Below are 23,532 nucleotides of genomic sequence, written 5' to 3' on the forward strand. Positions count from 1 at the left end.
GATAATTTGCATTGTTTATAACTATTTTTATTAAGCGTGTTCATATGGGCTTATTGTTTGGATTTTTCCGTTTTCGTCGTGCTCAAGCTTAGCCATTTTCATACTGCGTAAATGGGTTTGCCCGCTCGATAACGTACTGTCGTGATAAAATAAAAACCAATCACCATTGTGCTTAACAATTGAGTGGTGCGTGGTCCAACCCAGTACTGGGTTTAAAATAACGCCCTGATAGGTAAATGGTCCGTACGGATTATCGCCCGTTGCATAGACAATTTTGTGTGTATCACCCGTTGAATACGAAAAATAATAAACACCGTTGTGTTTGTGTACCCATGGGCCTTCAAAAAAGCGGCGGTTGTTATCGCATACTGTAATTGGTAAGCCACTCTCATCAAGTACAACAACCTCTTTTACGTCTTCGCTTAGGCTGATCATATCTTCCGATAATTTTGCTACGCGTGCTGGAATTGCAGCTTCACCATTTTTTGGATATGTACCTTCTTTGTTAAATTCGCTTGTTTGCCAATTTTGTAATTGGCCGCCCCACAAGCCACCAAAATATAAATAATGGCTTGAGTCGTCATCTTCAAATACAGCCGGATCGATACTAAACGTGCCTTGAATGTAATCGTCTTCTGCTTTAAAGGGCCCTGTTGGGCTGTCGCTTTTTGCAACGCCAATTCTGAAAATACCTTGCTGATCGCGTGCCGGAAAATAAAGGTAATACTGACCAAGTTTATGCGCTGCATCGGGTGCCCACATTTGCTTGCTTGCCCATTTTACATCGTCTACACAAAGTGCTACGCCATGGTCTATGGCTTTGCCTGTGCTTTCGTCCAGCGAAAACACATGGTAGTCGCGCATTGCAAAGTGGTCGCCGTTATCATTAATTTCATTTTTTGATTCAATGTCGTGCGACGGGTAAATATACACAGTGCCGTTAAACACATGCGCTGACGGATCGGCGGTATACATGTGATCAACTAACACATTGTGGTTTTGTATTAACGAGTTGGCTCGTTGTAGGTCTTTAAACTGTTTAAGTTCAGCGTCACTTAACCCATTAGATGGGGGTGCTACTTGCGCTGTATTTTGCATTTTTACTCCTAGTATTGCCTGCCCACTTTGTACTTTTAAAAGGTGCAAAATGGACTGCTAAATTAGTTTATGGTTTTGTTATCAGCCAGCTGCGTTTGAATGCGCTTTACTTCAGGCTCGGTAAGTTTGTAACGTGTTATAAAAATTAAACATGCCACGGTACAAATTACTGGAATACCAGCAAAGGCGAGTAAAATGCCTGATAACGTGTGTTCTGATTGCTCTTGATTAGGCACATATGCATAGCCAGATAATATCCACCCTGCAATAGCACCGCCGATTGCAAAGCCTAGTTTTATTGCCAATAAATGACCCGAAAACGTAACTGCTGTTAATCTGCGACCAATTTTTAATGCGCCGTAGTCAACCGTATCAGCCACCATCGAAAACATAATTGGGGTAATAATCATGTGGGCAAAGTTAGCAATAAAGTACACAATAAAAATGGTTACGATTGCGTCGCTCTCAAGTACGTAAAACATGCTGTGAGAAATAATTACGACCACTAAAGCGACAATGAAAAGTGTTTTCTTTTCAATAAATTTGGTTAAAAAGTTGGTAGATATAGCGCCCAATACTGAGCCAATTGCTGAGAGTGTTAAAAAGTTAGAAGTAAGTGAGGCTTCTCCTACGTAGTACTTAATATAATGCGGTGCTACTGAGGCTCTAACGCCAATTAATATTAATGTTGCTAGGCTTATAACAGCTATAACAACCCATTGATCGTTTTTAAATAAGCTTAAAAATTCAAGGAAGGCATTCTTTTTACTTTGCGCGGGTTTAACTTGTTTGGTTTCTTTGGTCATTTTAAAACACAGTAAAAAACACGCTGCGGCAAGTCCGCCTAAAAACACCATGGCTAGTGGGTAACCTACTACATCGTTGCCGTCGCCAAAAAAGGCAACCAGCTTAGGCAGTGCCCATACAATTACAAGCAGTGCTGCCATTGCCATTGCAAATCGGTATGACTGTAGCGATGCGCGCTCTTTAGGATCGTTTGTCATTACTGCGCCAAGTGCACCGTACGGTATATTAATGGCGGTATAACACGTCATTAATAACCCGTAAGTTAAGTAGGCATATATAAGCTTGCCCGTAGAATCAAAATCGGGGGTTATAAATGCTAAGCAAGCAAACACACCGTACGGCACAGCTAAAAATAATATGTAAGGGCGGTAAGAACCCCAACGGCTACGCGTTCTATCGGCAATGCTGCCCATTATTGGATCGGTAATACCATCAAATAAACGAACCGCTAAAAGTAGCGTACCCGCAGCAGCTGCAGATAAACCGTAAACATCGGTATAAAATATCAACATAAAGTTAGCGACCATTTGAAATACAATATTACTGGCTGTATCACCTAGGCCGTACCCTATTTTTTCTTTAATTGTGAGTGTGTGTTTTGTGTTGTTCATGTGTGCTCAATTTTCAATGCAAATCGATATAGTCAAAAATACTATATGCATTTTTAGCACATGTAAACATTTATGTTACATTTTTAATCAACTGGTAATTTATTTAATACATGACGCTAATTTGGCGTTAAATTTACTAACATACAAAGGTATTATTCGTTCGATAAAAAACCAATACCAAACCAAAGTCGAATATCGCCGTTAATGCGTAAAAACAGGGACAGTGTATAAAGTGATTAATTAAATAGATGTGATTGTTTTAGATAGGATTTATAAATGTTTTTTATTTGCGCTTTAAGCGCCTTTTATATACTCTTAATAGTCTTTATAACAATATGTATGTATAGCATTGGCTGAGTAATTTATGCACCATAAAACATCAAATATTTCTAACAATATTGACGAAGAATCGATTCCTGATGACTGCATTAGTAATCTAACCGTAGATAATATTGTATTTGCTATTCATGAAGGTAAGTTAAAAGTGCTGCTGGTTAAATATAATCGCGGTCTTGCAACAAGCCAATGGGGTTTAATTGGTCATTGGGTTCGTAAAGACGAAAACTTAGACCTTGCAGCTCTGCGTGTTGTTAAAAGTACCACCGGTGTTGAAAACCTGTACTTAGATCAGTTAGGTGCATTTGGTAACGTAGACCGCTACCCCGCTAGGCGTATTATAACTATTGTTTACTACTCGCTCGTACGCTTTGAAGAAACCAATCTTGTGAGTGGCGATAACGCTGTAGAGTGTGAATGGTTTGATGTAAATAACGTCCCTAGTTTAATGTTTGACCACGCCGACATTTTAAAAAGTGGCCTTGATTACTTACGCTATAAAGTAAGGCACGAGCCGATTGGTTTTAGTTTACTTCCTGAAAAATTCACCCTGCTTGAGCTACAAGGAATTTACGAGTCGATTTTAAATAAGTCACTCGATAAACCTAACTTTAGACGTAAGTTTCAAAAAATGAACTTACTAATAAACTGCAAAGAAAAACAAACCAACGTAGCCCATAGAGCAGCTACTTTGTACCGTTTTGACATAAACGTATATGAAAAATTAAGAGAGTTTGGTTTTACATTTGAGTTTTAAATAATTTGATTTTTGTATACCGTAAAATCAAAATACACGTGTAGGTTAGCTGTACAACGTAATTTAAAAGCGTTGGCTAACCTACAGAACCTCAGTGTATCAACATGAAAATTCGACTGTAATCTCTCCTAAACCTTCGTACTTTATTGATGTTTTTTTATTTATATCTAATTGCATTAGACCGTTATAAGAGCCTGTAATAAAAATATGGCCTGCTTTTAATTCAAACCCATTCGCCGTTAAAAAGTTAACAGCCCAATATAAAGGAAGTTGTGGCAAACCTGCAGGATGCTTCCCTGCATAGCTTTGTAAATCTTCGCCCTGTTTAACATCAATATTTATATCACTGCTCTCATATGCTTTTTTAACGTCTACTTTAGGGCCTAAATATACACCTTGATTAGATAATCCATCGGCCAATTTTTCATAGTGTGTTGCTTGATAACCCTCTGGAAATCTGTTCTGAATAAGCTCCAACGCTAAATGGGCGCTACCAATAGCATTATCTATTTCCTCATTTTTATATTCTTCATAGCTTGCTAGGTCTTTGTTTAGCACAAATGCAATTTCTGGCTCAATGAGCGCTTTATTATTTTTTGTAAAAAGAGCACAACGTTCCATAGATTTAACCGGTGCATGCAAAAGCGGCGCGAGAGTAATCGTGCCATCACCTGATGGAAGCATACATTTCCAACCATACACTTTTTGATTATTTAGCTTAATCATCAACTTCTGAACTGCTAAAACGTCGTCTATAGAATTAAGCGTTATATCTGATGATAAGTCAGGTACCTCGATACCTTGCTCTCTTTTATTTAGTAAATGCTTAGCTATATGTTCAAGCAAGATTGAGTTATCCACTGTAGTTCCTTTTTTGCTATTGAAAGTAATTTGCATAGCAATAATAACAGTGTTCTTGACAATTAAACATATGATGTTTAGATTTGTCGAACGTTATTCTTTTGCGAATTTACTTCTTGTTAAGTGAGTAAACTCTCAAAGGTTGAACTTTATCTGACAACACGACACACAAATATATGGAGATCACTATGCGTTCAAAGAAAAAAATTGCACTCGGTGTTTTAGCCGCTCTCTCAAGCTGTTCATTTGCTCAAGCTGCTACAAACGATAAAGTAAAAGACGATACTGAAGTCATTGTTGTAACGGGTGTTCGTTCAAGTCTCGAGGCCGCATCATCTCTAAAACGTTACAGCGATAGTGTTCAAGATAGTATTGTTGCTGAGGATATTGGTAAGTTTCCCGATCAAAATGTGGCTGAGTCTTTACAACGTGTTCCTGGTGTTTCAATTAACCGTGTAAATGGTGAGGGCTCAAAAATAACCGTTCGTGGTTTTGGCCCAGAATTTAACGTTGTTACGTTAAACGGACGCACATTAGCCACTTCTGAAATTGGTCGTTCGTTTGATTTTCAAGTATTAGCAGCAGAGCTAATATCAGGTGCTGATGTAGTCAAGTCACCTACGGCTAAAACACCTGAAGGGAGCATTGGTGCTTATGTTAACGTTAAGACTGCACGCCCTTTAGATAACCCCGGATTGCATGTGTTGGGCTCTGTAAATGCTAAATACAGTGAGCTTTCTGGCGAAACAAGTCCTGAATACTCTGCGTTATTTAGCAATACGTTTGCTGATGAAACATTTGGTTTTAATATTGCCCTTTCACAACAAAAAAGTGATAACCGATACGATTCAATGGGCACAACCCGTTGGTTATTACTTAATAATGAGCCGGGTGTGATTGAAGGCGACATTCATAATTTAGATGGCAATGTGGTTACGCCAACTATGCTTCGCCATGCCGGGCGAATTGAATACGCATTAGGGCAAGAGCATCGCGAACGTACTGGCATTAATACCAGTTTTCAGTGGGCACCAGATTCAACTTTTACAAATACCTTTGATTACATGTATACGGATCTCTCAGTAGAAACTCAAACTCAAGGTTTGCAAGCCGGCTTACAGTATCCTAATTGGCGAAATGTGGTTGTATCAGACAACGGTACTATTTTATCAGGCACTAAGTTTTCGGGTAAAACACTGGGCGGAACCGGTGAAAATATTGATTTTAGAATTGATGGTTTATTTCAAGAGCTGGAGTCAAAATCAAAAACACAGGCATTTGGGTTTAATTCTGTAAAAGAATTTGATGTATTAACGCTTGAGTTTGATATAAGCCATTCAACATCAAAATCAACGCCGCGTAGCGACTTATTAGTTCCTAATTATATTTCACCAGAGCGAAACGACAGTTTAAATTTTGATTTTAGAAACACTGATACCGTTAATTTAGACACAACCATTGATTATGCTTCGCCGACAAGCGTGAGAGCACATTGGAATCAAGTTTCACATTACGAATTAGAAGACACGATTACGGAGCTGCAAACAAAAGGGAAATACCTACTCGATTTAGAGTTTGCTGAAAGCCTAACCTTAGATTCAATCGATTTTGGTATTGCGTATTCAGATCGCGAAAAAGTAAGAGATCGCTTTGAAACATTCCATGAAGATAACTGTGGTTTAGTAGCACCGAATGCCGATATTTGTGGCGAACTTAGAGATATGCCTGATGACATATTTTCAGCAAGTCCCTATTCAGATTTTTTAAGTAGTGAGCCAGGTAATTTTCCGCGTGACTTTTTGTTTGCTGATATAAATAAATACCATAGCGCTATTCGTGATATGACCAAAAATCCAAATTGGCCAAACGAGCAATATAACGAAATCGCATCATCAAGCGTCACCGAAGAGAAAATAAGTGCTTATTCGCAGTTTAATCTCAGCGGCTTAATTGGTGATTACGATTGGCGCGGTAATGTGGGAGTCCGTTATGTAAAAACGGATACAAGCTCAAGCGGTTACGGAAAAAGGCGCCTAGGTTATACGGGCGAGCTTGATAATGGCCAACCTTTATTAGTTGTTGATTACACAGACTCAGGAAGCCTTAAAGCCAAAAATAGTTACACTAACTGGTTACCTAGCGCTAATTTTAGTATTAATTTAAGTGATAACTTATTGGTAAGAGCCGCAGCGGCTAAAGTTATGTCGCGCCCTGCCATTGACGACATTGGCGTACAAACAACGTATACCGATATGCAAGCAGGTAGCTTTTCTCAAACAGGTGGCAATCCTTATTTAGCACCTTATAAAGCTAATCAATACGATTTATCTTTTGAATATTATAGTGATAGCGGCGATTCTTACGCGGTTAACTTTTTCAAAAAGGATATATCTAGCACAATTGCACAAATAACTTATCTAGATAATACGCCTGATATTTGGGATGGGTCGCAATACGTTGATTCAAACGTAAGTATTGATGGATACGGCAATGTAAACGAAACTATTAATACTAAACAAAACCAATCAGGCGGCTCAATTACTGGAGTAGAACTTGCTGTACAACATAATATGGATTATTTACCGAGCTTTTTAAATGGCTTAGGTGTGCAAGCAAACTATACATGGGCTGATACTACAAATAAAAACACACAAAAAATAGAGCTTCCAGGTGTGACCGACCCAGGTGATAAATTAGAGGGATTTGCCGAAAACTCTTATAACATTGTTGCCTACTACGACAAAAATGCATTTCAAGCGCGTTTAGCCTACAACTGGCGAGATGACTTTTTAAGTAGCCGAGCAGGTATACGCAGTGGTGGATTACCAGAGCATACTGCAGCTTATGGTCAGCTCGACTTTAGTATGTCTTATGCGGTTAACGATAACTTTACGCTAACAGGCGAAGCAATAAATATAACTGATGAACGTACCTATCAATATGCCGATGTAAAAGAGCGCGTTATTAATACCCAATATACTGGTCCGCGTTACCGTATAGGTATACGCGCTAAGTTTTAACGCTTTATTGAAATAACCCAAATTGCTATAAAGATCGCTCATCAGCGATCTTTATTATATTCCCACTATGTCACTTTTAAACATATAAACAACGATTAAAATTAGTTACCACTCCCCCTATTTTGTGCACATTACATTGACCAGTCAAACATAATATGTTTATATTAAAGATATGAGCGAACTTATATATTACGACCTAAAACAAACATCAGGAATGGCAGCAAGCCTTTCTGTTCAAGTGGCTAAAGAAATTGGCAGACGCATTGTGTCTGGATCATTTGAAGCCGGCAGTTTAATTGATGATGAAGATGCACTCGCTAAACGCTACCAAGTAAGCCGTGTAGTAGTACGCGACGCGGTAAAAATCTTAGTAAGCAAAGGCCTACTTGATGTACGCAGAGGTATTGGTACGCGTGTACTACCTCGTGATAGATGGAATATGCTAGACGATGACGTATTAGCATGGCATTTATCAGCACCACCTAATCGTAAATTTTTAGAGCAATTAATGGACGTGCGCCTAGCCTTTGAGCCAAAAGCAGCACGTTGGGCAGCTGAACGTGCGCGCCCTGAGGATTTAATTGAAATTGCAGCCGCATGCGAGCGCATGGCTAAAACAGATAACAGCGTAGAAGATTTTATTATTGCTGATTCTTTATTTCATAAGGCCATTATAAAAGCAGCGCAAAATAGCTTTTTAGCTTCTATGGAAGGCGTTATTTATTCTGCACTTTTAGTTAGTATTAAAGTAACAAATAAAGACCCGCGCGATAACGGTGCATCTATTCCGTTTCATCGTGAAGTGTACGAAGCCATTGCTGCAAAAGATGGCGATAAAGCCGAATTTCTCACCGAAAAACTCCTTAAAGATGCCAGCTTTCGTCTTTCTGCGACAGTAAATAACAAATAGCCATTGTTTATTGTCGCAAATTCATATAAATAGTACGTATAAATAAATAATACGGACACTAAGATACTATGAGCGAATTAACATACTACGATCTAAGACGCAGCAGTGCCATGTCACCTAGCTTACCGGTACAGGTAGCTAAAGAATTAGGCCGTAGAATTGTTGCTGGCACATATACTCCTGGCACACTGATTGATGATGAAAACCGTTTAGCTGAACGTTTTCAAGTAAGTCGAGTTGTTGTTCGTGATGCAGTAAAAATTCTTGTTGGTAAAGGGCTTTTAGATGTACGCAGAGGCATTGGCACTCGTGTAAAAACCCGTGATAACTGGGCGTTGCTTGACGATGATGTTCTTGCGTGGCATTTAAGCGCCCCACTTAATCCTGAGTTTTTAACTCAATTAATGGAGTTTCGTTTAGCATTTGAGCCCAAAGCAGCCAGTGTTGCAGCGCTTCGCGCAGAGCCTGAAGATATTAAAGCCATTGAAGATGCATTAAATGAAATGCAAAGCTCGGTAAGCGATTTAGATAAGTTTGTTATTGCTGATGCACATTTTCATGGCGCTATTTTACGCGCTTCTCATAATGAGCTATTTATTTCGATGGAATGCGTTATTTTTTCAGCGTTGCTTGTGAGTATTAAAGTAACAAACCAAAGTGCACAAAGTAATCATGCTTCTATTCCGTTTCACCGAGAAGTATTTGATGCTATTGCCACCGGTAATAGCGAAAAAGCACAAGCCCTTACAGAAAAGCTTTTAGCTGATGCTAAATCAAATTTAGCTAAGTTAATGGATATTTAATTCATTTTAAATAGCACCGCTAACTCATCATTTATTGTGAGAGGAATGATGAGTAGCGATGCAAGCACAACAACGTTTTATCGCAATTTTATTAAAAATTAATTAAAGATAATATTCAGCATAATTTTTAGCATTAGTCGTAAATTCTTCTAAACCCATTCCGGCTTTATACAAACCACTTCCTAAACCAAAACCAGTTGCCCCTGCATTAACAAATTCGTCCTGGTTTTGAGGCGATACACCGCCAACAGGGTAAATATCAATACTAGAAAGCACCGTTGTAATTGCTTTTAAGCCTTTTGGGCCAGCTGTATCTGCTGGAAATAACTTAAGCGCGTCGGCACCAGCATGCAGTGCAGCAAAACCTTCAGTGGGTGTATAAAATCCTGGTACGCTGTACAATCCTTTTAATTTACTATAACGGATCACCTCTACATCGCTATGCGGCGATATAATAATACGCCCACCCGCTTCAATTACCTGATCAACTTCGTCTTTAGTAACAACCGTGCCCGCGCCAATAATGGCTATATCTGCGTATTTATCACTTAATAACTTAATACTTTTTAATGCCTCAGGAGAATTAAGTGGCACCTCAATAACGCGGTAACCAATATCAATAAGTACTTTTGCATAATCAAGCACTTCATTTGGTGTAATACCGCGTAAAATAGCAATCAGTGGTAGTTGCTTCATAGCATGAGTTAACGTAATTAATGACATAATTGAGTTTCCTTTTTAGTTAAAAGACCGGCCTGTACAGCTAGTGTAAACATGCCTTTAGTAGATGCCGTAGCACTGTTTAAAATAGAAGAAGTGAAGCCGAGTTCTTTTAATGCTTCACAATAGAGAGTGTTTAAACTTGAGTTACCAATTAAATAAACATGCTTAATGTCGTTTAGCTTACTTTTAATACCCGCAAGCTCAGCGCCAATAAGTAAACCAGATAAGTAACTAGGTACGTTTTGCAGCGTTAATTGTTTATCTAGCTTTAAAGTACGCGCACTAAATAATGCACTTAATAAACTGCTCTGAACTTGACTAACACCAACGCCTTTTAAAAAACTTGGCATATCTGTTGGTGTTTTATCTAGTGACTCTAGCCCTTCACCTAAAATGCTTTGTTTAGTCAATAAATCAAACATTTCGCCGGTCATAAACGTACTAAGACTTGTAATAACCGTTTTTTGGTCAGTATCTTTTGCAACTTGAACCCACTTAGAGTGAGTACCGGGTAGGCAAAACATAGTCTCACTTAAGGTTTGATTACTTAGCTCACCCGCTGTTTGCTCTACATCTAATACAGCGCCAAATACTTGTACTTCTTCACCGCGCATTACATCGCATACATTATTTTCCATAACGTATTTAACACCCGGCACAATACTAATTTGTAAGCCTGCTTTATTATTTGCTTTACAAAGGTTTACGCTCATACTACCGAGATTAGCTGGCGCATTTACATAGCCTGTATCTTGCCAACCAATAGCACCGCCTACCATACCCGCCATAATAATCGGCGTTTTATGCTTTGATAACCAGCCTGATATATAACTAAGTAATACGGTTTCTAAACAGTCGTTTTTAATACAAAGTACGCCCTGCTCACCATTAACAGTATCTAAAATGCTGCCTTTGCCATCGACTAAAAAAGCTCTAAAGTTAGAGCTTCCCCAATCAACAACAATTAATGCTGGTAAGTTGCTTTTGTTATCGCTCATAAGCCTTGCCCTTATTTATTAAATTGATACTTCGTAATGTTTAATAAAATCAAGGTCGGGCTCAATACCAAGGCCTGGACCTTGTGGTAGCGCAACAGTTCCGTTGTTATTTTTAACTTGCTCGTTAATATTTAGAGACTCTTGCAATAACTGCTCTCTAAATAAGTTTGGCGTTGTATCGTACTCAAGCATTGGTTGTACTGGGTGTGCAGCACCTGGTAAATCAGGTAATGCAGCCAATAAATGTAGATTAGTACCTACCGCAATAGCCGAGCCCCATACATGGTTTATTACAGGCACAAAATGCGCGTGTGCCATGGCTAATACTTTTTGATATTCGGTAATACCACCGAGCGCACACACTTCTGGCTGGAGTAAATCAACGCAGCGGTTTTTAATTAAGTCTCTAAAGCCCCAGCGGGTAAATTCAGCTTCGCCACCGGCAATGCTCATATCAAGTGCTTCACATAAATCGCGATAGCCTTGATGATCCTCTGGTGCAACCGGTTCTTCAAACCAGTACACGCCTAAATTTTGCAGCTCTCGACCTAGCGGAATAGCTTCGCGCGCTGTATATGCATGGTTAGCGTCAACCATTAGGCGCATATCGCGGCCAATACCTTTACGCACAGCTTCAACAAGCTTTATATCGCGGTCTGGCGAAAGGCCTATTTTCATTTTCATGGCCGTAAAGCCCATTTCTTTAATACGCTGGCTTTCTTCGGTAAAGCGCTCTTCCAGGTTTGGAAACTTTTGTAGCATCATGCCGTAACCATAAGCCGGAATGCGGTCTCTAAAAGCACCCCCTAGTAACTTATAAACGGGTTGATCTAAAAATTTACCTGCAATGTCCCACAGAGCAATATCTACACCAGATAAAGACTGAATAGGCATGCCTTTTTGGCCATGATCTCGCAATAAGTTATAAACTTTATGCCAAATCACTTCTCTGTCGAGTGGATCCATGCCCAAAATCATGGGTTGAATCACATGCTCAACAATTGTTTTATTGGCAAACGCAACGCCGCCACCGCCAAAACATTCGCCCCAACCTGTAATACCTATATCGGTACGAACTTCAACTAAATGTGCGGTACGTTTAGCGTAATACTGCTGCGAATAACCAAGTTCTTCTTCTAGGTCATACTGTAAAACGTGGCTAATAATTTGTGTGATTTTCATAGTCTGTTCCTTAAACCTTTAACGCGCGAGAAACACGTTTATATGCAAGGTAGTCATCTAAAGCTAACAACGAACAATCAACACCCACGCCCGATTGCTTAATACCAAAATGAGGTAAATTAATGCTGTATTTAATGCCGTTTACTTGTACTTCGCCAAAGCGTAAATGTTTTGCAAAGTAAGAAATAGTGTCTTCGTTACTACTAAAAATAAATGAGCTTAAACCAGCGTCCGTGTCATTTGCATCGCTAAGTACCTGTTCGTTATCACTAAACGTAATAATGCTAATAACGGGGCCAAATATTTCGTCTTTGTATAGATTCATGCTCGAATCTACACTTGTAAGTACGGTTGGTTCGTAAAAATACCCATTAACGCCTGTAGGTTTTTTACCACCTAATTGTAATTTAGCGCCTTTTTGCTGTGCATCTTTAACTAGCTCATCAATCCGTTGCCATGAGTTAGCATCCATAACGGGGCCCATATCAATGGCCTCGTTTTTATCAAAACCAACTTTTACTGCTTTTGCACGAGTAAGTACTTTTTCAATAAATTCGTCTGCAACGCTTTCGTGTACAAATACGCGATTTGGGGTAACACAAATTTGCCCTGCGTTGGTAAACTTAACACCACAAATCACATCGGCTGCGTTATCTAAATTCGCATCGCTACATACAATGGCAGGTGCATTACCACCAAGTTCCATTGAATAACGCTTGATTGACGTAGCACCTGTTGCAATTACATGCTTACCCACATTAGTAGAACCAATTAAAGTAAGTACAGAGGGAATAGTTGACGCTGAAATGGCATCGCCTACGGTACTATCTGTGCCCGAAAGTATGTTAACCACACCTGCTGGCAAGCCGATTTGTTCACATAATTCGCCTACAGCATAAGCAGACAAAGGCGTTTTACTTGACGGTTTTACTACAAGCGGACAACCCGCAGCCATTGCTGGGCCTAATTTATAAGCCAAATTTAATAATGGAAAATTCCATGCTAAAAATGCAGCCGCTACACCAACAGGCTCACGCGAAAGAACGTGGCTGTGCGTACCTTCATTATCTTTTAATTCTTCATCGGCGATATTAACAATGGCATCAGCGTAAAAATTAAGGCTATCAACTAACATTTGAAAGTCGTCAGCGGTTGACTGCCATGGTTTAGCCATTTCTAAATGTACGCATTCACGTAAGTGTTGCTCGTTTGCAATTACTGCATCACGCAGTTTAAGCATCCATTGAGCACGCTCTGTTGCAGGCGTTGTTGACCAACTTGAAAATGCTTCTTGCGCAGACTCTAAGGCCATGTTTGCTTCATTAATACCTGCAGCCGAAATTTCGCCTACAACTTCGAGTGTTGCAGGATTAATAATTTCGGTCGTTGCGTCACTCGTTATTAATTTTCCACCAATATACAGTTGTTTAGAAAGCATTCTGTCGCTCCATTATTATCTACAACACCCTAAGGGCTAAATGACTAAAGTAAGACACACAGGCCTTAATACATAATAACTATTTAAACATATGATGTTTGATTGAGCAAACACAAAATACATTTAGTTAACAAAAAAACTCATATGCCAAGATTTATGAGCATTGCTTTTAATTAAGCCTTCCTCTTCACTCGCCATGGCTTTGTGTAAAGAATCGCTATTGCCTATACAAGGTTCTATCCCAAGTACAAAAGGGGGGAGCTGCTCATTGGCAGACCAACCGTTGTAATTAAACCAAAGCCCCAAGTGACTTATGTTTGTTGATGAAAATTCAAACCCGCAGCTTTGCTGAGCTTTATCATCAACCAGTTTTACAACTATATTTTGATCTTTATGAGTGCCCGTATTTAAGTGTTTGCTAAAAACCTTACTTGCAAAACCACTGTTATAGGGCATAACTTTATTTAGCGGCGGGACTTTAGTTGAGCAGTCACTCCAATTAATAAAGGCACTATTAACGTTATAAAAACGACTAAGCCCTTCATCAACTTTAAACTCCATATGTTTGTTATTTATTAAAATACGCATCTCTGGTTTTATGGCAAAAATAGGATGCGCTGACCAAACAAAAGGGAGATTGTGAGTTGTGTTATTTTTTACATGGTAATCAACAAGCAGCCGCTTACTGTGTTTTTTTAAGGTAAACGTTCTTATAAATGTAAAAGTAGAGTCAAAAACCTCAGCTTGTAAGCTAAGTCTTATTTCTTCATCGCTAATATGGGTATTAGTTATTTGCCATGCTTGGCACCACAATTCACCATGATCATGTGAAAAATGCGTTTTATTGGGGATATGTTCGTACAGCTGAGGAGAAATACCCGGAAAACATTCATCCCAACCACCGCTATCATGCTCAGAGAAATCATTGTTTTTTGCAGGTTTTAAAGTGATTTGTTTATCGTGAGCAAGCCACTCTCTATTGTGTTTTAAGCTTACAATAGAGATGACTTTTGCACCCAACTGAGGAATGACTGTAACAGCAAGCTCACTATTTTTTAGCAAAATAGCCTCAAAACCATGAGCCTTACAGTGTGTTAAGTTAAGCACTTTAATCGTGATAAATTACAGAACGGCCACCATCAATGATTAAGCTTTGCCCTGTCATAAAACTCGAATCTGAACTGGCTAAAAACACGGCTGGGTAAGCAATTTCTTCTGTTGTTCCATTTCGTTTTAGAGGATGTACATCGCCCATTGCTTTGCGTGAAGCTTGCGGATCGTCTGTTTGCTCCCAAGACTTAAACGCCATAGGTGTTTCTATCATGCCTGGGCACAATGCGTTTACTCGTATGTTGTGCTTTGCGTATTCAACGGCTAAGTTTTTAGTTAACCCTATAACCGCATGCTTAGTTACCGCATACGGAAAATACCCCGGTACAATTTTATAAGAATGCACAGAACCTACATTTATAATGCTGCCACGGCCTAACTCTTTCATATGCTCAAGTACGGCTACAGCACACTGCCACATACCTTCAACATTAACCGCAAAGCTATCACGCCACATTTGTGGCGTAACGTCATCTACGTTTCGCCCGGGGCTAATTAAAGCCGCGTTATTAACTAAAATACTGGGCTTGCCGAGCTCATTAACTACTTTTTCAACCATGTTTTTTATAGCCGTTTCGTCGCTAATATCGGTATGAGCAAAAATAGCATCAAACCCTTTGCTTTTTAGCTCTGCTACAACACTTTCGCCCATTTCTTTATTTATATCAGCAACACACACTTTAGCGCCTTGCTCACAAAATACGCGTGCAACTGTTTTTCCAATTCCATCGGCTGCGCCAGTGACAATAGCAACTTCGTTTAATAATCGTGATGACATAGTTATATTCCTTATTTATTGAGCCCAGGGACCAAATCGCGTTCAATGGCCTCAATAGACTTGCCCTTAGTTTCGGGAAGTATGAATGCCATAACAATACAGCCTACAATAGCGACGCCTCCGTAATATAAAAACGTATTTGCTGCGCCCATGTTCTCTAATTGCCAAGGGAAAAACTGCTGAATACTCCAGCTAGAAATACTCTGTACTAAGGCGGCAAAGGGTAACGCAACACTGCGTACTCGGCTTGAAAATATCTCCGAGAATATCACCCACATTATTGGCCCTATCGACATATTAAAGGCGGCTAAAAATGCAAATAAGCCAAATAAAACATACGCAGGACTAATATTTATAGAAGCATTAATAATTGCACCGGTAACAACTGGTAGCTCTTTTTTACTGTAAATAGTGGCTAAATCTGCTTTTAGCGCAACATCAGTGCTGTATATTTTATTTTCGAAAACGTGCAGCTTTGTAATATCTACTTTTTGCTCTGCAACTTTGGTTATTGCTTCACTGTTGAGTGAGTACGTGGCATTTTCAAAACCATACCAAATTGATACATGCGCAACAGCAATAAGCAGCAAACCGGTAATTGTTAATGTTCTTCTGCCGAGTTTTTCAACAAAGAATATGGCGACCAATGTAAATAATACAGATACCGCACCAAGTACTATTGTTTGTAAAAAAGAGTTTTCGACGCTCATACCTATTTGCTCAAACACGGTAGGAGCATAAAACAGTACGGCGTTCATGCCAGTTGCACCCTGCACTACTGCGTAACATACAGCAAGTAGCACAACAAAACGCATAGGCTTACTAAACAATACTTTAAGTTGCTCTAGTGCACTGTTTTTTGAATCTTCTTGAATGGTTGCTTTAATATCATTAAGTACTACTTCGGTATCGGCGTTATTGATCCCCATTCCTTTGAATACAGCGCGTGCTTCTTCATCACGTTTTTTGCTCATTAACCAGCGCGGCGATTCAGGAATCGTCATTAATAACGAAAACCAAATAATATTAGGCACAATTTCAAAGCCAAGCATATAACGCCAAATATTGGCTTCATTTAACCATTCAATTGAGCCCATATTTTTGACAAAAAAGTAATTAACAACAAACGCAAATAAACTACCTAACGTTATAAGCAACTGATTAACTGATACAAATTGGCCGCGTTTATTAGCGGGTGCAATTTCACCAATATACATGGCTGAGACGGTTATGGAAGCAAATGCGACCCCTCCTATAAAGCGTCCAACAACCAGCATGGGGTAACTTACCGCAAAAGCAGAAATAACCGTAGAGAGTGAATACGTTAAAGCAATGCCAATAAGTACCTTTTTACGACCAAATTTTTGGCATAAAGTACCTGTAAAAAATAGTGCGATGATTACGCCAACAATAGCGCAACCCACTACATTACCTGTTTGTAAACTGGTTAGCTCAAACTGCGAACTAACATAGCGTAACGCCCCCGATATATTGGCCGCGTCTAGGCCAAATACAAATCCGCCAAATGCTGCAATGAGGGAGTACTTAATTGCTTTTGTTGATTGTGTGTGTGTGTCTTTCAATGTATTACCCTTAGTTTTATTTTTATACTTTTACTGTGTTGGTAATGAGTGCTCTACAACATATAAAAGAATAACATTGATAGAATTAGTAAAAACAATATAAACATATGATGTTTATATGTGCAATGTGTTTTTCCTCTCACATCTAATTAATATAAGAGGAAAAAACACAAAATTAATATTTAAAGTGAATACGTAAAATTAAAAGCCGTCTATTTTAACGCAAGGCTCAAATACGCCTTTTACCGCATTTTTAAATGCAAGCGTAGCGCCGTGAGGTATAGCATTAAATGGGGTATCTTCTAGGCCACATTGTGCTGACGTTACGTAAAGTGTTGTAGCATCGTCGCCAAACGCTGGGCAGGTAGGGCGAGGTGTTTGAGTCGCTAAGCTTTGAATTACCTTTGCTTCGGGCGATATGCAATCTACACGTGCGCCATCCCAAAGTGCAATCCACATGTTGCCTTCGCTATCAATTACAGCGCCATCAGGTGATACAGCTGAGCTCGAATAGTCAAAAAACAACACACTTTCTCCTATTGGCGTACCCGTAAGTGAGTCGACGTCAAATCGGTAAATTTTTTGCGTTTTTGAATCTGCGTAATAAGCTCTAGCACGCGATTTATCAAAACAGATACCATTGGGTATGGTTAAATCACTAACAACTTGAGTAAGTACGCCGTTGTGAAAACGGTATATTGCCCCTTCGTTTTCGTGAGCATCGCCGTGCATTGTGCTTATCCAAAACCCACCCCACGGATCGGCACGCCCATCGTTACTACGGTTGTCAGGTTTATCTGCTTCGACGCTGCACAAAAAAGTTTGCTTATGCGTGCTGGTATTATAGGTATTTAGGCCTTTATCACTTGCTAGTAATAAGGTTTTATTGTTTACCCAAGCCAGAGCGGTAACCATATCATCTAAGCGTTGCTCAACTTTATGGTCGCCTTTTTTGCTGTGCAAAATGTGGTTTGGAAAATCAACCCAATAAAGCGTTTGTGTGATCGGGTGCCACAAAGGCCCCTCGCCTACAAAATTTAGTGTGCTGTCAAAAACAGTCGCTGTAAGTGTATTCATTTAATTCTCTAAACAAGTTACCAGTTAGTATGAGAACCATCACGCTTTGATAAATGCGGTGCTTCGGTTTCTACAGGGGTTGCCAATCTAAACGCAGCTTCGTTCACTTCAACACCTAAACCAGGTACTTCAGGAATAGTAAATTTATTGCCTGTTAACACATGCTGCTTAGGAAAAAGAAGTGGATCATGGGCACCAAACTCACTAAACGGACCTTGGTGTGTTTCCATTAAGCCTAAATTTGGTAGCGCTGCTGCAAAGTGATTTGTGGCTGCTGTACACACAGGGCCAAGCGGGTTATGTGGCATAACATCTATATAATGTGCCTCAGCCCAACCAGCCACTTTCATTGCTTCTGTTAAGCCACCAATGTTACACACATCAACACGTAAATACTGAGTAAGCCCCTGTTCTATATAAGGCTTAGCTGCCCATTTAGAACTAAACTCTTCACCAATCGCAAAAGGAATATGCGTTAAAGTACGCAGCGTTTTATACGCATCAGGAGATTCATGACGAATCGGTTCTTCAATAAAATCGAGTGTATCGGGCTTTAAACGTTGGCAAAACGAAGCTGCCTCAGCCACGCTTAATCTGTGATGGTAATCAATACCGAGTGTAATATCAGGCCCAAGTACTTTACGCAGCTCGTTTAAGCAGCGAGCTGTGCGCGTTATAGATTCTTGTGGTTCAAAAAACACAGGGTCGTCAAAACGACTCGGTATCACTCTTATTGTTGTCCAACCTAGCGCTATAAGTGCTTTTGCTTCTTTAACTAAATCGTCAAATTTATCAGGATCGGCCTCTGTATAACAACACGCAAAACACGCTATATGTTCGCGTTGTTTGCCCCCTAACAACTGATAAACAGGCACTTGTAGTGACTTACCTAAAATATCATAAAGGGCAATATCAATCGCTGAAATAGCAGCCGTAATTACACGGCCCCCTTCAAAATAATGGCTGCGGTATAGTTCTTGCCAAATACGGCCAATTTTACGTGGATCTTGCCCTTTTAAAAATCCAGCGAAGTGATGTATCGCGCCAATAACTGCTTGCTCTCGATTTGATAAACCCGATTCGCCCCAGCCAACTATGCCACATTCGGTTACTACTTTTACTAATAGCTGATTACGTTTTCCTACGCAGCCTAAAAGCGCTTCAACAGATTCTATTTTCATTATTATTACCTATGCGTTATTAAGGTTGAGTTGCTGGTAAACGGTATTTATCCATGCGGTCTATATCGTATTTTTCGTATTTTCTTTTTAATAACCAACGCGGACGCTCTAACGTTAATTCCCATTCAAACAATGATTTAAACATAGTTTTAACACGTTCAGGATTTTTTGCTGCTAAATCTGTTTGTTCACTAATGTCTGTGCTTAGGTCGTATAGCTCTGCAGGTCTGTCTGGGTAACGAATAAGTTTCCAATCGTTATCGCGTATTACAGCTCTGTTTTCTTTTTTCCAGTACATCACTTTATGTGGGCGTGCTGTATTTTCACCTTGAATATAAGGGAGTAAATCAACGCCATCAATATCATTACCTAACGCCTTACCTTGTGCGGCACTATAAAAAGTAGGCAGTAAATCTAGTGTGCTTACTGGGTAGTCGTAAGTCGAACCTGGTTCAATATGCTTTGGCCAGCTAATTAAAAATGGTACACGAATGCCCCCTTCTAACTGGTTTGATTTAGTACCTGCAAGCGGGGCATTATTTGAGGCGTTTTTATCAGATGGGCCACCGTTGTCGTTTGAAAAAACAACAATAGTATTTTCATCTAAGCCTAGCTCTTTAAGTTTATCAAGTACATAACCACTGGCTCTGTCTAACCCTAGGGTCATTGCAGCAAGCTCTTTACGTTTACCCGTTAAGTTTGGAAACTTAGCTAAATCTTTAGGATCTGATTCAAGCGGAGTGTGTACCGCGTTAAAAGCTAGGTAGATAAAAAAGGGTTCATCTTTGTTTTGTTCAATGTATTTCGCGGCTTCTTTACCTAACTCGTCGGTTAAGTACTCTTTTGGCTCTTCGTAATTACCAAAGTCGCGTTCTAATTTTTTATCAAAAAAATGTTTATTTCCGTTTTTCATTTCTTGTTCTGAATAGTTAAAGTAGCTTCTGTCGCCACCTCTAAACCCTAAAAAAGTATCAAAACCACGTTTTAAAGGATGAAACCTGTCGGCATCACCTAAATGCCACTTACCAAATACCGCTGTTTTATAACCCTGCTCTTTAAGATAATCGCCCATTGTTTTTTGATCTAATGGCAAGCCCATATCTGCACCTTTAAGTGCTGAGTTATCACTCATAAAACCAGGTACGTTAATTTCTTCGTAACCAAAACGTTGCTGGTACTTACCCGTCATTAAACCTGCACGTGAAGGACCGCAAGTAGAATCACTTACGTAACCTTGAGTAAAACGAACACCGCTTTGGGCAAGTTTATCTAAATTAGGTGTTTTAAGCTGCGTACTACCTTGAAAGCCAAAATCACCAAAACCTGCGTCATCAGCAAAAATTAAAACAATATTAGGTTTTTCTGTTTGTGCTTTTGCCATTGTATTAGCACTAACGCAAAAGCCTAAACATACAGAAAGAAGAACAAGTAGCTTATTCATCACAGTTTCCTATTTAATATAATAGTTAAGCACATAGCTAAAAAATATTAATTACACCATAGCTAACATATTGGTTATATTAGACTATTACGGCTAGTTAATTTAATGGTTGAGTTGTAAATAATGCGTTTATAAATCACAATATCGCTACACTAAACAAAACATAACAATATTGCAAACATATGATGTATGATATTTTGAAATTAATTTTTCAATTTCTCACTATTACTTAAGCCTAATAACAGTGTCAGTTTAAAGGCAAAGCCTATTTACTATGTGCTTAGCTGCTGCCTGTTATTTAATTTTAAGTATGCATTGGTGTGCTATTAAAGGTGGATTCTAAAATGATAAATATAAAAAACAGCCTTTTTGTTGTTCTTTTTTTATGCAGCTGTTTTTCAGCGATTGCAAATGATGAGTGCCAGTCTTGTCATCAACAACAAACCCTCGATTGGAAACAATCAGACCATGCAAGTTCAATGGCTTTAGCCAATAAAGATACCGTGCTTGGTGATTTTAATAATATAACTGCGACCCATTTTTCTCAAAAAGCCGTATTTTATAAAGAAAAAGAGGCCTTTTTAATTGATTTGACCGAGCAAGGTACTAAAAAAACGTACACCGTAAGTTATGTATTTGGCTTTGACCCACTGCAACAGTATTTAATTGAAGTTGAAAAAGGCAAATACCAGGTATTTCCTTTTGCATGGGATAGTCGCGCTAGATCACTAGGCGGTCAGCGTTGGTATGCCAACTACGCTAACGAAGATGTAAAACCCAGCGACCGTCTCCATTGGCTGCAACCTCTGCAAAACTGGAACGGCATGTGCGCCGATTGCCATTCTGATAATTTAAAGCGTAATTACACTACTGAAAAAGAAAGCTTTGATACGCACTTCTCGAATATAAATGTGGGCTGTAAATCGTGCCACAGCGATATAACGGATGAACATAAAACTAAAAAAATAATAAAGACAGCTCAAACAAGCCCTACCAATATGTCGCAGTGGAAAATAATCGGTGATGACACCATTGCTACCTGGCAAGGTGAGCCGCGCGATAACAGCTTTATGCAAGGCTGTTATGCGTGTCATTCGCTTCGAAGCCCATTAACCGATGGCTTTGATAACAGCCAAGCGTTTTTGGATCAATTTAGCCCTTCATTTTTAGAACCAAATTTGTATCACGCCGATGGCCAAATTAAAGAAGAAGTGTATGTGTTTGGCTCTTTTGCACAAAGTAAAATGTACACAGCCGGGGTTAACTGTGTTGACTGCCACGATAAACACACCATGAAAGTTAAAACAAAAACGAATGGGCTGTGCTTACAGTGCCACAGTGCCAGCGAATATAACAAACCCGAGCATCATCGCCATAAAGAACAATCAACCGGTGCACAATGTGTTAGCTGCCACATGCCAACCAACAGATACATGGGCGTTGATGACAGGCGCGACCACAGCTTTAAAATTCCGCGCCCTGACATATCAATAAAATACGATACACCCAATGCGTGTGTGCAATGCCACGACGGTAAAACAAACGAATGGGCAGCAAGCACACTTGAAAAATGGCATGGTAAAGCACCGGCATTAAGTGCAAGCGAGCACAGTATGCTTGAGTTACGCTCATTAAAAGCGATATCGCAAAATGCACATATGAGCTTAATTAATGACTTTTCGTTAAATGAAATAGACCGCGCCAGTGCAATTGCCTATTTAGGTAATTCGGGCGCTGAGCTAAACGATGCCACAGTAAAAAGTTGGGTTAACTCGCCGCTTCCGCTTATTCGCTTAGCGATTGCTAAAGTGGGCTTTTTACTCCCCGAAGCAGAGCGCTTAAAAAGCTACAAGCAACTATTAACCGACAAATTAAAGTCGGTGCGTGTTGCTGCTGCGCAAAACCTAAGCCAAACAACAGCGCAGTTAAACGGGCTTAATCAATCAATTATAGAGCTTGCACACGCTAATACCGTCAATACATGGCGCGGTGAAGGTAACATAAATCAAAGTATGCTCGCGCTTAATAAACAAGACATAAACGGTGCTATAAAGTCGTTACAAAAAGGCATTAGCGTTGACCCTTACTTTGATGCAAGTTATGTAAATTTAGCCGATATTTATTATCGCCTTGGTCAAACAGCAAAAATGCAAAGCACGTTAAATAGTGGTTTAAAAGCAGTACCTACCTCTGCGCCGCTACATTATGCAAACGGTATGGCGCTTATTAGAAGCGGTAACAAACCCGCTGCTGTTGACTCGTTTAAACACGCAATGACACTTGAGAGTAATAACGTGCAATACGCTTATTTGTATTTTTTAGCACTTGATAGCATTGGCTCAACAGCGCAGGCCGTGAGTGAATTAAAACTCAAAATTGGTGCTTATAATAATGCGCAGCAACTCAAAAACTTAGGAATGAGCTTTGCTCAAAAGCTTAAAAATACTGAGGATTACCACTTTTTTGCTCGTTTAAAATAATTTTTTGAAATTAAATTATTTTTCACTCTAAATCTGCAATTTAGATTAGAGACTAAAATTCAACCACTTAACTTAATAATCTTGTGTTACTTAAACGGTAATACAAGGTTATAACCTCAATATTACAAGCAACATTTAATAAACAAGTAATCAACACATTGCACTTGCAAACATCATATGTTTAAATTGTTAGAATGAATCATTCGCGATTATTTACACTTCTTGATTGCTTATAGCTTTATCGCAATTAAGAGTCGCTGTTTAATTAGCCTGATTCTAAATAACAGATACTGCCGTTGCATTATCTGCACACACAGTAATTATGAAGAAACGGAGTG

General features: G+C 39.3%; 18 protein-coding genes. 5 read left to right on the forward strand and 13 right to left on the reverse strand.

Annotated features, from left to right (window positions below; all coding sequences use genetic code 11):
• Window positions 1-30: 30 nt before the first annotated feature.
• Window positions 31-1,098, reverse strand: a complete 1,068-nt coding sequence (locus tag GQR55_RS03695) for a glycoside hydrolase family 43 protein (protein ID WP_166419479.1) — start codon at window positions 1,096-1,098, stop codon at window positions 31-33.
• Between the two features lie 62 nt (window positions 1,099-1,160).
• Window positions 1,161-2,516, reverse strand: coding sequence for an MFS transporter (locus GQR55_RS03700; RefSeq protein ID WP_166419480.1), 1,356 nt, complete (start codon window positions 2,514-2,516; stop codon window positions 1,161-1,163).
• Window positions 2,517-2,880: 364 nt separating this feature from the next.
• On the opposite strand from GQR55_RS03700, the gene GQR55_RS03705 reads away from it, so the two are divergent.
• Window positions 2,881-3,609: an NUDIX domain-containing protein gene (locus GQR55_RS03705; protein WP_166419481.1), complete on the forward strand. Its 729-nt coding sequence runs from the start codon at window positions 2,881-2,883 to the stop codon at window positions 3,607-3,609.
• A 99-nt stretch (window positions 3,610-3,708) separates the two neighbouring features.
• Here GQR55_RS03705 and GQR55_RS03710 read toward each other — a convergent pair whose 3' ends face one another.
• Window positions 3,709-4,470 carry a 2-keto-4-pentenoate hydratase gene (locus tag GQR55_RS03710; protein WP_165739264.1) on the reverse strand — a complete coding sequence of 254 codons (762 nt, stop codon included), beginning with the start codon at window positions 4,468-4,470 and terminating at the stop codon, window positions 3,709-3,711.
• A gap of 188 nt (window positions 4,471-4,658) precedes the next feature.
• Here GQR55_RS03710 and GQR55_RS03715 point away from each other — a divergent pair, with 188 nt between their 5' ends.
• From GQR55_RS03715 to GQR55_RS03725, 3 genes are all read left to right on the forward strand, one after another.
• Window positions 4,659-7,490, forward strand: coding sequence for a TonB-dependent receptor (locus tag GQR55_RS03715; RefSeq protein ID WP_166419482.1), 2,832 nt, complete (start codon window positions 4,659-4,661; stop codon window positions 7,488-7,490).
• A gap of 172 nt (window positions 7,491-7,662) precedes the next feature.
• Window positions 7,663-8,400 (forward strand): FadR/GntR family transcriptional regulator, encoded by a 738-nt coding sequence (locus GQR55_RS03720; RefSeq protein WP_024594154.1) that lies wholly within the window; start codon window positions 7,663-7,665, stop codon window positions 8,398-8,400.
• Window positions 8,401-8,468: 68 nt separating this feature from the next.
• On the forward strand, window positions 8,469-9,203 hold the full coding sequence (locus GQR55_RS03725; RefSeq protein ID WP_165739260.1) for a FadR/GntR family transcriptional regulator: 735 nt from the start codon (window positions 8,469-8,471) through the stop codon (window positions 9,201-9,203).
• A 102-nt stretch (window positions 9,204-9,305) separates the two neighbouring features.
• On the opposite strand, the gene GQR55_RS03730 is transcribed toward GQR55_RS03725, so the two are convergent.
• From GQR55_RS03730 to GQR55_RS03775, 10 genes are all read right to left on the reverse strand, one after another.
• Complete coding sequence (locus GQR55_RS03730) at window positions 9,306-9,926, reverse strand: 2-dehydro-3-deoxy-6-phosphogalactonate aldolase (RefSeq protein ID WP_165739258.1); 621 nt, start codon at window positions 9,924-9,926, stop codon at window positions 9,306-9,308.
• Window positions 9,917-10,924, reverse strand: a complete 1,008-nt coding sequence (locus tag GQR55_RS03735; protein ID WP_166419483.1) for a 2-dehydro-3-deoxygalactonokinase — start codon at window positions 10,922-10,924, stop codon at window positions 9,917-9,919. Before GQR55_RS03735 ends, GQR55_RS03730 begins: the two co-directional genes overlap by 10 nt.
• 18 nt (window positions 10,925-10,942) lie before the next feature.
• Complete coding sequence (locus tag GQR55_RS03740) at window positions 10,943-12,106, reverse strand: mandelate racemase/muconate lactonizing enzyme family protein (protein ID WP_024594150.1); 1,164 nt, start codon at window positions 12,104-12,106, stop codon at window positions 10,943-10,945.
• A gap of 10 nt (window positions 12,107-12,116) precedes the next feature.
• Window positions 12,117-13,544, reverse strand: a complete 1,428-nt coding sequence (locus GQR55_RS03745) for an NAD-dependent succinate-semialdehyde dehydrogenase (RefSeq protein ID WP_166419484.1) — start codon at window positions 13,542-13,544, stop codon at window positions 12,117-12,119.
• 123 nt (window positions 13,545-13,667) lie between these two features.
• On the reverse strand, window positions 13,668-14,651 hold the full coding sequence (locus GQR55_RS03750) for a hypothetical protein (RefSeq protein WP_166419485.1): 984 nt from the start codon (window positions 14,649-14,651) through the stop codon (window positions 13,668-13,670).
• A 1-nt stretch (window position 14,652) separates the two neighbouring features.
• Entirely contained in the window at window positions 14,653-15,432 is a 780-nt protein-coding gene (locus tag GQR55_RS03755) for a glucose 1-dehydrogenase (RefSeq protein ID WP_024594147.1), read from the reverse strand.
• Window positions 15,433-15,443: 11 nt separating this feature from the next.
• Window positions 15,444-17,015 (reverse strand): sugar porter family MFS transporter, encoded by a 1,572-nt coding sequence (locus GQR55_RS03760; protein WP_024594146.1) that lies wholly within the window; start codon window positions 17,013-17,015, stop codon window positions 15,444-15,446.
• A 201-nt stretch (window positions 17,016-17,216) separates the two neighbouring features.
• On the reverse strand, window positions 17,217-18,092 hold the full coding sequence (locus GQR55_RS03765) for an SMP-30/gluconolactonase/LRE family protein (RefSeq protein WP_166419486.1): 876 nt from the start codon (window positions 18,090-18,092) through the stop codon (window positions 17,217-17,219).
• A gap of 17 nt (window positions 18,093-18,109) precedes the next feature.
• Entirely contained in the window at window positions 18,110-19,273 is a 1,164-nt protein-coding gene (locus GQR55_RS03770; protein ID WP_055255562.1) for a mandelate racemase/muconate lactonizing enzyme family protein, read from the reverse strand.
• Window positions 19,274-19,292: 19 nt separating this feature from the next.
• A complete protein-coding gene (locus GQR55_RS03775; RefSeq protein WP_166419487.1) occupies window positions 19,293-20,714 on the reverse strand; it encodes a sulfatase in 1,422 nt (473 codons plus the stop codon).
• A gap of 344 nt (window positions 20,715-21,058) precedes the next feature.
• Between GQR55_RS03775 and GQR55_RS03780 the strand changes: the two genes are divergently transcribed.
• Window positions 21,059-23,194 carry a multiheme c-type cytochrome gene (locus tag GQR55_RS03780; RefSeq protein ID WP_166419488.1) on the forward strand — a complete coding sequence of 712 codons (2,136 nt, stop codon included), beginning with the start codon at window positions 21,059-21,061 and terminating at the stop codon, window positions 23,192-23,194.
• Window positions 23,195-23,532 lie beyond the last annotated feature (338 nt).

Origin of the sequence: Pseudoalteromonas sp. Z1A8, assembly GCF_011378855.1 — a bacterium.
In the GTDB taxonomy this organism is placed as follows: domain Bacteria; phylum Pseudomonadota; class Gammaproteobacteria; order Enterobacterales; family Alteromonadaceae; genus Pseudoalteromonas.